Source organism: Maledivibacter halophilus, assembly GCF_900167445.1.
Lineage (GTDB): Bacteria > Bacillota > Clostridia > Peptostreptococcales > Caminicellaceae > Maledivibacter > Maledivibacter halophilus.
The window spans coordinates 183448-196665 of the sequence record NZ_FUZT01000009.1; the positions used below are offsets into that span (position 1 = coordinate 183448).

At 31.7% G+C, this 13218-nt stretch carries 13 protein-coding genes and 1 riboswitch; of the genes, 6 read left to right on the plus strand and 7 right to left on the minus strand.

The window, feature by feature from the left end; all coding sequences use genetic code 11:
- The first annotated feature begins 7 nt into the window (after nt 1-7).
- The 4 genes from B5X81_RS17635 (at nt 8) to B5X81_RS17650 (ending at nt 4931) form a co-directional block, all read left to right on the plus strand.
- Nucleotides 8-1291 (plus strand): YhfT family protein, encoded by a 1284-nt coding sequence (locus B5X81_RS17635; protein WP_079493518.1) that lies wholly within the window; start codon nt 8-10, stop codon nt 1289-1291.
- A 121-nt stretch (nt 1292-1412) separates the two neighbouring features.
- Nucleotides 1413-2507, plus strand: a complete 1095-nt coding sequence (locus B5X81_RS17640) for an aminotransferase class V-fold PLP-dependent enzyme (RefSeq protein ID WP_079493519.1) — start codon at nt 1413-1415, stop codon at nt 2505-2507.
- A gap of 11 nt (nt 2508-2518) precedes the next feature.
- Nucleotides 2519-3694 (plus strand): YhfX family PLP-dependent enzyme, encoded by a 1176-nt coding sequence (locus B5X81_RS17645; RefSeq protein ID WP_079493521.1) that lies wholly within the window; start codon nt 2519-2521, stop codon nt 3692-3694.
- A complete protein-coding gene (locus B5X81_RS17650) occupies nt 3666-4931 on the plus strand; it encodes a phosphopentomutase (protein WP_208985082.1) in 1266 nt (421 codons plus the stop codon). Before B5X81_RS17645 ends, B5X81_RS17650 begins: the two co-directional genes overlap by 29 nt.
- 72 nt (nt 4932-5003) lie before the next feature.
- Here B5X81_RS17650 and B5X81_RS17655 read toward each other — a convergent pair whose 3' ends face one another.
- Nucleotides 5004-5204, minus strand: coding sequence for a hypothetical protein (locus tag B5X81_RS17655; protein WP_079493522.1), 201 nt, complete (start codon nt 5202-5204; stop codon nt 5004-5006).
- Between the two features lie 313 nt (nt 5205-5517).
- On the opposite strand from B5X81_RS17655, the gene B5X81_RS17660 reads away from it, so the two are divergent.
- Nucleotides 5518-5838 (plus strand): YerC/YecD family TrpR-related protein, encoded by a 321-nt coding sequence (locus B5X81_RS17660; RefSeq protein WP_330397407.1) that lies wholly within the window; start codon nt 5518-5520, stop codon nt 5836-5838.
- A 255-nt stretch (nt 5839-6093) separates the two neighbouring features.
- Here B5X81_RS17660 and B5X81_RS17665 read toward each other — a convergent pair whose 3' ends face one another.
- From B5X81_RS17665 to thiS, 6 genes are read right to left on the minus strand one after another with little or no spacing between them, the layout of a single operon-like run.
- Complete coding sequence (locus B5X81_RS17665) at nt 6094-6693, minus strand: thiamine phosphate synthase (RefSeq protein WP_079493524.1); 600 nt, start codon at nt 6691-6693, stop codon at nt 6094-6096.
- Nucleotide 6694: 1 nt separating this feature from the next.
- A complete protein-coding gene (gene thiC, locus B5X81_RS17670; protein WP_079493525.1) occupies nt 6695-8008 on the minus strand; it encodes a phosphomethylpyrimidine synthase ThiC in 1314 nt (437 codons plus the stop codon).
- A gap of 24 nt (nt 8009-8032) precedes the next feature.
- Nucleotides 8033-9136, minus strand: coding sequence for a 2-iminoacetate synthase ThiH (gene thiH / locus B5X81_RS17675; protein WP_079493527.1), 1104 nt, complete (start codon nt 9134-9136; stop codon nt 8033-8035).
- Between the two features lie 13 nt (nt 9137-9149).
- Nucleotides 9150-9917 (minus strand): thiazole synthase, encoded by a 768-nt coding sequence (locus B5X81_RS17680; RefSeq protein WP_079493528.1) that lies wholly within the window; start codon nt 9915-9917, stop codon nt 9150-9152.
- Nucleotides 9918-9919: 2 nt separating this feature from the next.
- Entirely contained in the window at nt 9920-10726 is an 807-nt protein-coding gene (gene thiF / locus B5X81_RS17685; protein ID WP_079493530.1) for a sulfur carrier protein ThiS adenylyltransferase ThiF, read from the minus strand.
- A gap of 1 nt (nt 10727) precedes the next feature.
- A complete protein-coding gene (thiS, locus tag B5X81_RS17690) occupies nt 10728-10919 on the minus strand; it encodes a sulfur carrier protein ThiS (RefSeq protein WP_079493531.1) in 192 nt (63 codons plus the stop codon).
- Nucleotides 10920-11393: 474 nt separating this feature from the next.
- Nucleotides 11394-11501: riboswitch (TPP riboswitch) on the minus strand.
- Between the two features lie 744 nt (nt 11502-12245).
- Between thiS and B5X81_RS17700 the strand changes: the two genes are divergently transcribed.
- Complete coding sequence (locus B5X81_RS17700; protein WP_079493533.1) at nt 12246-13196, plus strand: hypothetical protein; 951 nt, start codon at nt 12246-12248, stop codon at nt 13194-13196.
- The last annotated feature ends 22 nt before the right edge of the window (nt 13197-13218 follow it).

Consider the following 13218-nt stretch of genomic DNA (forward strand, 5'->3'; position numbering starts at 1 on the left):
GATTGTCATGAGGTATATTCTAATTTTTTTAACAGGAGCAGTGGCTTCAATGTTAGCAAATAGAGGAATAGCAATATTTAATGATGCGGTTAGGCCTATTATTCCCGAATTCAAAGAAGGTAGAATGAAAAGATCAGAATTAGCAGCTACAACATTTGCTTTAAGTATTGGGTTGGTTATTGGATTTGGTATTCCTTTTTCTATAATGTCCCCAATTATTTTGATTCATTCATTATTTTTAGGCACAGATATAATTGGAACATTTTTTCATGGAGAACCAAGCAATAATTGGCTAAAGGATAAGAAAAGTGTAAGGGGATTCATATTATCAGGACTTGCCGGTGGAGTTTATGGACTTCTATTACTCATAGGATTAAAGTGGTTTGTTGATGGAATTCAAAAATTACCGGTAAATGTGTTTGATGCTTTAGGTGGACTAGGAGATCCAGTTATATTTGCATTTGCTGCCTTTCCTCCCTTGGCAATAGCATTTGAATATGGCTATAAAAAGGGGATATTTTCTTTGGGGATTGTTTTACTAATAAGACAGATTATTGAAAGGTTAGGATATGGAAGTCCTGATGGATGGGCATTATTAGCAGGATTTATAATTCTTATGTTATTTGCTATAAAAGAAAAGAATGAAAGTAACGTAGATACTGCATCCTTATTTGTTGATAGGGTTAAAAATATAAGAAAGAATATGGTATGGATTGCTATTATGGGTGCTTTATATGGTATGTCCTGTAATATAAATCTATTGATGGAAGGACCACAATCTTTATTAGCTTTAAAAGAAGGGTTAAAATCTGATGCTGTAAACTTTAGCTTAGCGAGAGCATTATCCTTCATACCATTAAAAGGGACAACTTCTTTGGCAACTGGGACATTTGTTACTGATGGTTTTGGATTTGTTGCTACAGTTGGTATATTAGCACCTAATATTATAATAGCTGGTATCTTAGGTGCTGCAGTAATTTCTTTGGAGGCATCTAGTTTATTGGTATTTGCAAGATTTTTTGATAGATTTCCTGGAATCAGAAAAGCGGCAGATAATATAAGGAGTGCAATGTCCAAATTATTAGAGGTGGCTTTAATTGTGGGATCAATGCTGGCTGCTAATAATATTGCACCAGGGGTTGGATATTTTGTTGTGGCAGGATTGTACTTGCTTAATGAAACTGCAAAACGACCATTGGTTAAGATGGCAGTTGGACCTATTGCAGCTATTCTTGTTGGAATCATAGTTAATATTTTAGCGTTAATAGGATTATATATGCCAGCAGCTTAATTTATCTAATCAAATTATTAGAATAGTAGAAAATATACTTAGCTACAAAACCATGGAACTGCTAGTCCGTGGTTTTGTAGTTGAGAATAGTATATAAAGAAACTTTTAAGGAGAATTAATTATGAAAACATATCCAATAAAAGCAATAGATTTTGAGAAAGCAAAAAAAATGCAATTTAAATTAGTAGACATTATCCATCAAAATTTTGATGGATATGAATTTCTTCAAGATGGAGATTATGGAGTTGTACCAGGAGTTGGGCAGCCAAGATATACCCAAAAAGTAGAAAGAGTTTTAGCACAGTTTTTTGGAGCAGAGGAGGCTGTATTAGTTAGAGGATCTGGAACAGGTGCTATTAGAAATGTAATGAATGGAGTATTAAAGCCCAATGGGAAAATATTACTTCATAAAGCTCCCATTTATCCTACAACTAAAATTATTGTGGAATCAATGGGACTTGAACCCCAATATATAGATTTTAATAAAATTTGTGATATAAAAATTGAAGATCTTTCTCATATATCCTTTGTACTTATTCAACATTCAAGACAGAAGCTGGAGGATAGATATGACTTAAATGAAGTTATTAATAAACTAAAGAGTGTAAATAATGATATGACCATATTGGTTGATGACAATTATGTAGTTATGAAGGCAGAAAAAATAGGAGTACAGCTTGGAGCAGATGTAAGTGCTTTTTCACTTTTTAAGCTTTTAGGGCCTGAAGGGCTAGGGTGTGTTGCTGGCAAAGGAAGCATAATAGATAAAATAAGACAAATGAATTATTCAGGAGGGAGCCAGGTTCAGGGACATGAGGCGATGAATGCTTTAAGGTCATTAGTATATGCTCCAGTATCCTTAGCAATACAAGCTGAAGAAGGAAATAAAATAGTCTATAGATTAAACTCAGGAGAAGTAAGGGGAATAAAATCTTCATTTATTGCAAATGCACAATCAAGAGTTGTTTTAGTAGAATTTGAAAAACCAATAGCTAAAGATGTGCTTAAATATAGCTCTAAGTTAGGGGCGGCTCCTTATCCAATAGGTGCTGAATCAAAATATGAAGTAACGGCTATGTTCTATAGAGTATCTGGAACTTTTCTCAAATCAAATCCTAAATTAGAGGATTATATGATACGTATTAATCCAATGAGGGCAGGTGCAGATACTGTTATTCGAGTATTAAAGGAAGCAATTGATAAGGCATTAGAATAGGGGGAAACTCAATGTTTTTAGATATGACATTAAAAAGAAATCCAAAGTTAATAAAATATGCTGTTGAATTCCATAGAAAAGCTGAAATTAGACCTAATTCATATATTCTAGATATGGATACGATAAAGAGTAATACAGGAAAATTAGTAAAAAGTGCAAAAAAATATGGCATAGAGCTCTATATGATGACAAAGCAAATAGGAAGAAATCCTCAGATAGCAAGTATTATTGCTGAGGCTGGAATAGAAAAGGCTGTGGCAGTAGATCCATGGGAAGCATTGGCTCTTGGAAGAGCAGGAATAAAGCTTGGCAATGTAGGTCATTTAGTTCAAATTCCCTTTGGAATGATAAAGGAAATTTTAACCTACAAGCCTGAAGTAATTACAGTATTTACTTTGGAAAAGGCAGAGGAAATTTCTAAATTAGCCCTAGAGATGGGAAAAAAGCAGGATATTCTTTTAAGAGTTACAGGAACTAAAGATACGGTTTATGAAGGGCAAGTAGGTGGATTTAAAGAAGAGGAGCTTATACAAAAAGCTGAGGCAATAGAAAAACTAAAGGGAGTAAATATAGTAGGAGTAACTGCTTTTCCATGTTTTTTATATGATTCATATGAAGGGAAGATCCATGAAACAGAAAATGCATATACAGTGGTTAGATGTGCTGAGAAGCTAAAGAGTAAATTGAATATTGATGTTAAACAGATTAATATGCCGAGTGCAAATGCAATAGCTTCTCTACCTTTAATGAAAGAATTGGGAGCTACCCACGGGGAGCCTGGGCATGCTATAACTGGTACTACTCCATTACATGGAATTAAAGAACTAGATGAAATTCCTAGTATCGTATATGTTAGTGAGATATCCCATTGCTTTGAAAATAAGGCATATGTATATGGTGGTGGACATTATAGAAGATCTAATGTAGATAAGGCTATGGTAGGTAGGGATTTTGAGACTATGAAAAATAATGTTTTAAAAGCCCAAGATATATCTCCTGAAGCTATTGATTATTATGGGACTTTAATAATTGATAATAAGAAGGCCTTAGTAGGAGATACAGCAATTTATTCATTTCGCACCCAAATTTTTGTAACAAGAAGTGAAGTTGTTCTAGTTGAAGGAATACAAAAAGATATGCCTAAAATAATAGGAATATATGACAGCTTGGGAAAGAAGCTTAGATAAAGGTCGTGGTAATATGAAAAAACGAGCTATTGTATTGATAATAGACAGTTTAGGAATAGGATATATGGATGATGTTAAAAGGGTTCGCCCTCAGGACGAAGGTGCAAATACCTTTTATCATATTTTAGATAAATCAAAGGATATAAAAATACCCAATCTAGAAAGATTAGGAATAAATAGAGTCCTTAGACATCCAAGATTAAAGAAAGACATAGGAATTGCTAGCTATGGAATACTCAATTTACAGCATTATGGTGCTGACAGCTATGCAGGTCATCAGGAGATAATGGGAACTAAACCTAAAAAGCCTTTGATGAAACCCTTTGTATATTTTATGGATAATGTAAAGGCTGCCCTTGAAAAACAAGGATATAAAGTAGAAATACCTAATACCTATAGACCCTATTTATTGGTGAATGAACTGGTTGTAGTTGCAGATAATATAGAAACTGATTATGGACAGATTTATAATATTACAGCACCACTGGATCATATATCCTTTGATGAAGTATTAAAGATAGGGAAGATTGTTAGGAAGAATGTAAAGGTAAATCGCGTAATAGCTTTAGGTGGAAAAGATGTCTCTATAAAAGAAATTATTGATAGTATAGAAAGACGAGAAGATGGACTTATAGGAGTAAATTCGCCAAAATCAGGGGTATATAAAAAAGGATACCAGGCAAGACATTTAGGCTTTGGTGTAAACCCAGAAAAGCAGATTAGTAGTATTTTATCAAAACTAGGAAAAGAAATTACTCTTATTGGCAAAATGCAAGATGTTATCAAATGTGATAAAGCAAAAAATATACCAGCAGTGGATACACAGCTGGTTATGAAAGAAATAATAAAACAACTTCACCAAATGAATGAAGGATTGATTTCAGCAACAGTTCAAGAAACTGATTTGGCAGGGCATGCCCAGGATGTTGAGCTTTATGCAAAGAGAATAATGTTAGTAGATAAATATTTAGGTATCATCATAGAAAATATGACTAAGGATGATTTGCTTATAATTAGTGCTGATCATGGTAATGATCCTACAATTGGTCACAGCCAACATACTAGGGAAAAGACTTTTTTACTGGCATATAGTAAAAGATTAAGTAGTAATTATATTGGAGAAAGAAAAACACTATCGGATATAGCTGCAACAATTGGTGAGTATTTTAATTCATTATCACCAGAGAATGGACAGAGTTTTTACAGTTCATTAAATAAAAAATCTGATATAAGATAGTAATAATAAAATCATATGAAAAAAGACCTCTTTTATTTTGACAAGAGGTCTTTTTCTATTTAAGTAGAAATCCTATTCAAAATCTGAATCTTCATAAAATCGTGATGGGTCTATTATATCTTCGTCCTTTTTCATTGACCAAGGCATAACATATGCGTTTTGCTGTTTGGGTATAATATCATAATCATGGGAATTATAACTTTTATCTATTAGATTCATGGCTTCCTTGGCACTAGTATAATCCTTATCCTTTGTGTTTTTTTGTTTTGTCATCTTATTCACCTCTTTATTTTAATGGAGTAAGATAATTGCATAATGTATATAAATTTCTAACTGAAATCCCTACAATATTTATTTGTAAATATGAATTAAATATGCAATTTTCTCAAATAGTATTTATATTATATTATTTCTTATAAAATAAAAATTATTATAGATAAAACAATTGCATGATTATTCAGATAAATAGTTTTAACTTGATTTCTCTATGATTTAAAAATTTTGGTATAATAGTTATATATAACTATGTTGAAATTTAGATTGTGGAGGCTAAATATTATTATGTAAAATTTAAAATTTTTAGGAGGTGAAGAAAATTACATATAATTCTAAATTAGTCACGGATTTTTTAGATGAGTTGTTTGATGCTATTTTACTACTAAAGGATAGAGAAGAATGTTACAGGTTTTTTGAAGATATTTGTACTATTAAAGAGCTGCAGGCAATATCCCAAAGGCTGCAGGTGGCAAAGCTGCTAAGAGCAGATAAAACTTATCATGAAGTAGAGAAAATAACCGGTGCAAGCACAGCAACAATTAGTAGAGTAAATAAATGTCTTCTTTATGGTGCAGACGGATACAATATAATATTAGACAGAATTGATAAAATGGAAGGGGAAAGTAAATAATTGAGTAAATTGCATAATATATGTAAAGAATTTTAAAATTAATAATGTTAATTATGCAAGTTTCTTAATTAAGTACAATTGAATAAAGGAAAAAAGAGGAGCAGAAATTAGTTTGCAGAAAAAATCTTATAGTGAAAAAGCATGAGGATATCGTAGTCTGTATTAATAATTTTATATTTATTGAATTTTAGGTATTTATATTTTTAGTATTCATAAAAGTTTTTATAAAAGAAGGAGGCAAAATGCCTCCAAACTTTAGATGCTTTTTACTTTTTCAGATAATTTTCTAGCTGATGAATATGGGTCAAGGGATGACATTATATATGACATCACTGCCACTCCATCTGCTCCTGCTTTAATAATATCTCGAATATTTTTTTCATTAATTCCCCCAAGGGCTATAACGGGAATATTGACTTTAGATTTAATATTTTTTATTAAATTAATTCCTTTAGGTTTAAGTCCTTTTTTACAATCAGTTTCAAAAATATGACTGGCTAAAATATATTTAGCTCCATATTTTTCAGCATCTATTGCTTCCTTTACACTATGGACTGATAATCCAAACAGTACTCCATTTAAATCTGGTTTGTGGTTTTCAAAATCCTTAATACCTATATGAAAAAAGTTAGCATTAGAAATTATAGCGGATTTTAAGTTCCCATTAATTATTAATTGAGCACTAAAGGAATTAGTTATATTTCTCAGTTTGAATACAATGGGAAGCAGTTCTTTATATGCTAAATCCTTTTCACGAAGTATGACTGCTTCGGTTCCACCCCGTAGAGCTTCTAAAACTACACTGTATAGATTACCAGATTTTATTAATTTCCTATTGGTTATGAGATAAAGCACATTAGTCGTCCTCTCTCAATATATTAATATTTTTTCCTTTCATAACTTTATTCATATTTCTCATTGAACACATTTTCCCACACATTGTACAGCTATCATCGTGCTCTGGAGTAGATTCCTTCCTATATCTTCTTGCTTTTTCCTCATCAATTGAAAGATTAAACATTTTTTCCCAATTCAGATTTTGTCTTGCCTTACTCATTTCATAATCCCACTGCTTTGCACCAGGAATATTTTTGGCTATATCTGCTGCATGGGCTGCAATTTTAGTGGCAATAATTCCTTCCTTCATATCTTCAAGATTAGGTAATCTTAAATGTTCTGCCGGTGTAACATAACAAAGGAAATCGGCACCATTAGAAGCTGCAATGGCCCCACCTATGGCACTTGTAATATGATCATATCCTGGAGCTATATCAGTTACAATAGGTCCTAATACATAGAAAGGAGCACCATGGCAAAGCTTTTTCTCAATAAGCACATTAGCTTTTATTTCATTTATAGCCACATGACCTGGGCCTTCTATCATTACTTGAACATTTCTTTCCCATGCTCTTTTAGTTAGTTCTCCAAGTATCATTAATTCTTTGATTTGGCTTGCGTCGGTTGCATCATTTATACTTCCGGGACGGCAAGCATCTCCAAGGCTAAGGGTAACATCGTATTTTTCACAAATATCAAGAAGCTCATCATAATACTCAAAAAATGGGTTTTCTTCATTATTAAGTTCCATCCAAGCATAAATAAGAGAGCCACCCCTTGAAACTATGTGATTAAGTCTTCTATTTCTCTTGAAAACCTCAGCAGTTTCTCTGTTGATTCCTGCATGAATTGTTATAAAGTCAACACCATTTTCAGCATGTTTATGGGCTACGTCTAAGAATTCTTTGGCAGTAATATCCTTAAGCTCTTTATCATAGAAACCTACAGCATCATAGATTGGTACAGTTCCAATCATGGCTGGTGACATATCAACAAGCCTTGTTCTAAATTCTTCAGTTTTTCCATAGGAGCTTAAGTCCATAATGGCTTCTACATTAAATTCTAGAGCTCCTTTTACCTTTTCAAGCTCTTTTTCTATATTATAGCAGTCCTTTGAAATACCAAGATTCACATTTATTTTTGTTCTTAGTCCTTCGCCAACTCCTTCAGGATTTAAGGACTTATGATTCTTGTTTGCAGGGATTACTATTTTTCCCTCAGCTATTCTTTTTCGTAATATGTCTATATCCATACCTTCTTTTTTAGCTACTATTTTCATTTCTTCAGTGATAATTCCTTTTTTAGCAGCATCCATTTGAGTTGTATAATTCATATGTAAATCATCCTTTCATTTATTTTATATTTGCAACCAGTCTTTAAACACTGGTTGATAGCCTTTACTTAATAATATTCTTTTCATTTCTTCTACACTGCGTTTGTCAGAGATTTCAAACTGACTGTCGCTTTTTGTCTTAGAAGAATGACCTCCTACTTCAGTAGATACTCCCCCAGACATTTTGGTAACTCCTAGGGGAATAAGATTATCTCTAAAATTTTGACTTTCTCTTGTTGATATTGTTATACCAGCCCTTGGCAGAAAAAGTCTCAGTGCCAGTAATATTTGTACTAAGCTTTTATCATCTACTAGAAAAATATCGTTAAAGCTTCCTACATGGGGTCTAATCCTTGGAAGGGATACACTTATCTCTGTATCGGAATATTTATTCTGGAGATATAGGGCATGAAGTCCTGTGAAAAAGCCTTCCTTTCTCCAATCGTCTAATCCTAAAAGTGCTCCAATATTTACACTATGGATTCTTGCTTTACATGCTCTTTCCGGTGCATTTAATCTAAAATCATAATTTTTCTTTGGACCGGCTATATGAACCCGATCATATATTTCTTCATTGTAAACTTCCTGATATATTGTAAGGGAGTCAACGCCAGCCTTTACAACTTTGCTATATTCTTCTTCAGTTAATGGATAAATTTCTATGGCAATAGAATCAAAATATTTTTTAAGAATTTTTACAGCATCAATAATATATGACACTGGACTATCCTTTTTTGATTCACCGGTTAATATTAAAATATGTCTCAAACCTGTTTTAGAAATTGCCTTGGCTTCCTGCTCTATTTCTTCTAGAGTCAGCTTTTTTCTTATAATATTATTTGAAACATTGAATCCACAGTAAGAGCATTTATTGACACAATGATTAGCAATATACATGGGAGTAAATAAGTGCATTATTTTACCAAAATTCTGTACCGTTAATCTATGGGATTTTTGGGCCATTTCTTCTAAAAAGTTTTCAGCTGCTGGAGATAATAAAGTTAAAAAGTCATATTTATCTAGTTTTTCTTTATTAATTACTCTTTGAATATCTTGCTTAGTTATTTCACTAAAGAAATTAGAAAAATCAAAATCCTTTATTTTGCTGTATTCATTATAGAAGGACATTTTAATACCACCTTTACTTATTCAGAAATCCTGTTAATGGAGAAGAAGCCTCTGCAAATTCTTTCTCTGGGGCTGTTTTTGAAAGATAGGCTATTCTTCCAGCTTTGACACTCAAATTGAAGGCTTTACCCATATTTATAGGATCACCGGCAGTTGCTATTGCAGTATTGACTAAAACTGCATCTGCTCCTATTTCCATAGCCTCGGCAGCATGTGAGGGCTTACCTATACCTGCATCTACAATAACTGGCAGATTAATTTCATCTATTAGTATTCTGATTAATTCCTTAGTTTCGAGTCCCCTATTTGTACCTATTGGAGCTCCTAGGGGCATAACTGCTGCGGCTCCAGCATTTACTAGATTTTTGGCAGCCATTAAGTCAGGACTCATATATGGAAGAACTACAAAACCTTCTTTAGCTAAAGTTTCTGTGGCTTTTATGGTTTCATAGTTATCTGGAAGAAGATACTTATTATCAGAAATAACTTCGATTTTTATCCAGTTACCACATCCCATAGCCTTTGCAAGTCTTGCTATTCTAACTGCTTCATCGGCATTTCGTGCACCAGAAGTATTGGGTAGTAAAATGTAGTCCTTTGGAATATAATCTAATATATTTTCCTCCTTTGATTTCAAATCTACTCTTCTAAGGGCCATTGTAATTACCTTAGACTCAGAGCTTTTTATTACGTCTGGAATAATTTTTTTGTTTGGAAATTTTCCTGTGCCTATAAAGAGCCTATTATCAAGTTCTACATCACCAATAATTAATTTGTCCATTTTTACACATCCTTTTCTCCCATTATTATTCTCAAAACTGTATTGGCTTGATGGTTAGCAGCAATTGCAACTCTAGGAGACATAAGTCCACATCCGGGTTTTGCTTCAGATACATCATCCCCTATTAAATAAAAATTTTCTCTAATTTTTTTTGTTGCTATGGTATTGCTGGAAAAATAGCCTGCCAATCCAGAGGCTGCCACTATCTTTTTTTCAGGCATTTTCTGTAATACAATATTTATGAGCTTCGCCTTGGATCTGGGATTATCAAAGGCTTCAACTATTATGTCTACATCAGAGAAAATTTCTTCTACATTGTTTTCATCTATATAAGTATCTTTAGTTTCTATTTTTACAAAGGGATTGATTTTTGAAATTAAATCTTTCATAGCTTCAGTTTTTTTCATTCCCAAATGCTTTATAAAGTATTGCTGTCTGTTTAAATTACTAGGTTCAACTATATCAAAGTCTATGAGTTTTAAATATCCTATTCCAATTCTAGCCAGTGAAATTGAAGCATTTGAGCCCAAGCCTCCAAGTCCAGCAATTCCAACTCTGGCTTTTTTTATTTTTTCATGAACTCCCGGCGTATGACGTGATATCATAAGGGCTTCAAGCTCTTCATAGGATGGTATTTCGCCTTTTTTTATAAGGCTTATTCTATCCTGCTTTTTAAGGGGAATATCTTCACTTATGATAAATCCGTTGTGAATTACTATATCTGCATTGGGTCTATAGCTTTCTTTTATAGAAAAAGCTGTAGCCTTATTATCTACAATAATGAGTTTTTCGTTAAGGAAGATTTCCATTCTAACCACCGCCTACTAGACTAATAATTTCAATTTTATCTTTTTTGTTAAGCATAAAATTTTTATAGTTTTCCCTGGAAATGATTTTAAAGTTTACTTCTACAACTACTTTATTCATGTCGAGATTTAGATTTTTAAGCAGATCGAGAATTGTAATATTTTGAAAATCCATTTTCTTGTCATTTACTATCATGCCGGACCTCCTTTCATTGATTGATGGTTAAAGTAAAATAGTTAAAGTTAATATATAACTTTATATATTTATGTAATCATTGAAAAATGTTACCTTCATAGCTAAAGTTAAAGTTTAACTTTAAGTATAGAGAAACAATTTATACATCATAAACAATCCTAGGAGCATAGATGTTTTTAAAATCTATAAATAAACCTTTTAATCAGTTAAATTTAGATGGTTTAAGTTAATATGGAGCTTTAGGTATCTAGATAGTTGTTGGAAAACCTCATTTTCAAGGTTAAAGTTAAATTTGAACTTTAAATTGTGAATATGAAATAAAAAAGGAAGCAGATAATCTGCTTCCCTCATAACACTCATAGTATAAGAATATAGTAAGTGAAAATAAATGTTTTTAATGTTTAACAAGCTTTAAATAAAAAATCACAAATTCTAGGAATTTGTGATAAGTAATAAACTATATTATATAAAAATACTTACTATAACACACTTCCCTACGGTGGGATTAACCACGTCAGGTTATGAGGGTCAGAAATAACATTTCTATCTCAGCCTATTATATAGGCTCCCCTAGTTACTATTAAATTTTTTCTTCAAAGGAATTATAACATGTTTTGAAGAATTTTACAACATAAATGATTAGTCTAAAAGAAAAAAATTCTTAAAGTACAAATTATTGTAAGAAAATAATGGAGGGAAAAGATGGAATATGTAGAATTATAGAAACATACAGAATTTAACATTCTATTATTTATATGTTAGCCAGGCATTAAGTTCTATTAAATTTTTATATAAATATGTTTTAAGCAAGGAAAGAAAAGATAGATATACAATTCTTTCCCAAATAGTTTTAAATATTCTTAGGGAATATGCAAAATATGAAAAACCAGAAGATTGGTTATTTACAGGAGGAAAAGAAGGTGAATATTTAAAGGAACGATCAGTTCAACTCTTAGATATATACAAGAAGTATTAGGGCATACAAGTTCAAAGACCACCGAAATATATACTCATGTGAGTAAAACAAACTTAACAAAAATAAAAAGTCCTTTAGATAAAATATTAAAAAAAGACAATTAATATTACTAATAGAAAGGTTTTAAAGGTATATACAGCTATAGGAAAGCATTACCGACATAAATAGTCGCGTAACATACTTATCTAGAAGTATTAGCGACATGGGTTAGTCGGTAACGCATTAGTTAGATAAAATTCCCAACTCATTTCGGAGATTACTATTGGGTTATTTAATATTGGATTAGAATATGAGTTGTGAATAATCAATAGATGAAGTATATTTATGAAGATTGAGGGGATGGTTTGATTATGTATCTAAAAAGAAAATATATTAGTCTATTATATGTATTAATAATTGCTCTTACTGTTGGGTGTAGCAACAGTATGGAAGAAATTGTTTACAATTTTCCTTTAGAAAGAGATGTAGTAGAGCAAGTAATATTAGAGAAACAATTAACTTGGCGCATAGAAGATGAACAATCTCTTAACGAAGGCCAATCAAATTTCTCATTAAGAGATGAAGATAACGTTTTTTGCAGTATAAATAGTACAGACGGAGAATGGGGAAGAGTTATAATATTACAATTCCATTTTCCACTAGATTATACAACAGAGCAAATACAGCAGTTTAATAAAGAAGAATGGCCTAGTATATTTGAACTTACCTGTACTTTTTACGGAAATAGTAAAAATGCAAAAAAAATCTATAAAGAGTTTTTAGGTTATTTAAAAGGCAGGAACAGTAATGAATATGATTATGGATACTTTACAAAACGTATAGACGATACTCATTTTAGAGTAAAATTAGCTCCATTCACAAATAATAGCAACTATTATCAAATAGCTACTTTAGAAATTTTAAATAGTGAGACTTATGAAAAAAGAGCATTTGAATTTGCAAAAGGATGGATAAATAGGGCAAAAAGACAAGGAATAAAAGTATTAGACAATATTAGTGTTTCTGATATTATAGAAATTAAAACAGAAGATGAGGAATTACGGTTAATTGTTGAAGGTCATTTAGAGGATATTCAAGAATTAAAAAATATACCTAAAAATCTTCAAGAAGTACTTACCCATCACGCACATAAGGACGACTATTTTACCGCCAAGTTAGTGGACGATACTAGTAGTATGGATGTGTTTGTTCTTGCTACTTCTCTTAACTCTAGAGAATTAGGACAAGATAGAAGTCATCATATTAATTATTATACTAAAGGGAAATTAAGTGTTATAAATTTTAGTCCATTAAATGAATAAAGAATATTTGAATAACAAGTAT

Coding starts and splice junctions, on each gene's coding strand:
- B5X81_RS17700 (WP_079493533.1), top strand. CDS start 12,246: ATGTATCTAAAAAGAAAATATATTAGTCTATTATATGTATTAATAATT.
- B5X81_RS17655 (WP_079493522.1), bottom strand. CDS start 5,204: ATGACAAAACAAAAAAACACAAAGGATAAGGATTATACTAGTGCCAAG.
- B5X81_RS17645 (WP_079493521.1), top strand. CDS start 2,519: ATGTTTTTAGATATGACATTAAAAAGAAATCCAAAGTTAATAAAATAT.
- thiC (WP_079493525.1), bottom strand. CDS start 8,008: ATGAATTATACAACTCAAATGGATGCTGCTAAAAAAGGAATTATCACT.
- thiH (WP_079493527.1), bottom strand. CDS start 9,136: ATGTCCTTCTATAATGAATACAGCAAAATAAAGGATTTTGATTTTTCT.
- B5X81_RS17650 (WP_208985082.1), top strand. CDS start 3,666: ATGACAGCTTGGGAAAGAAGCTTAGATAAAGGTCGTGGTAATATGAAA.
- thiF (WP_079493530.1), bottom strand. CDS start 10,726: ATGGAAATCTTCCTTAACGAAAAACTCATTATTGTAGATAATAAGGCT.
- thiS (WP_079493531.1), bottom strand. CDS start 10,919: ATGATAGTAAATGACAAGAAAATGGATTTTCAAAATATTACAATTCTC.
- B5X81_RS17680 (WP_079493528.1), bottom strand. CDS start 9,917: ATGGACAAATTAATTATTGGTGATGTAGAACTTGATAATAGGCTCTTT.
- B5X81_RS17635 (WP_079493518.1), top strand. CDS start 8: ATGAGGTATATTCTAATTTTTTTAACAGGAGCAGTGGCTTCAATGTTA.
- B5X81_RS17640 (WP_079493519.1), top strand. CDS start 1,413: ATGAAAACATATCCAATAAAAGCAATAGATTTTGAGAAAGCAAAAAAA.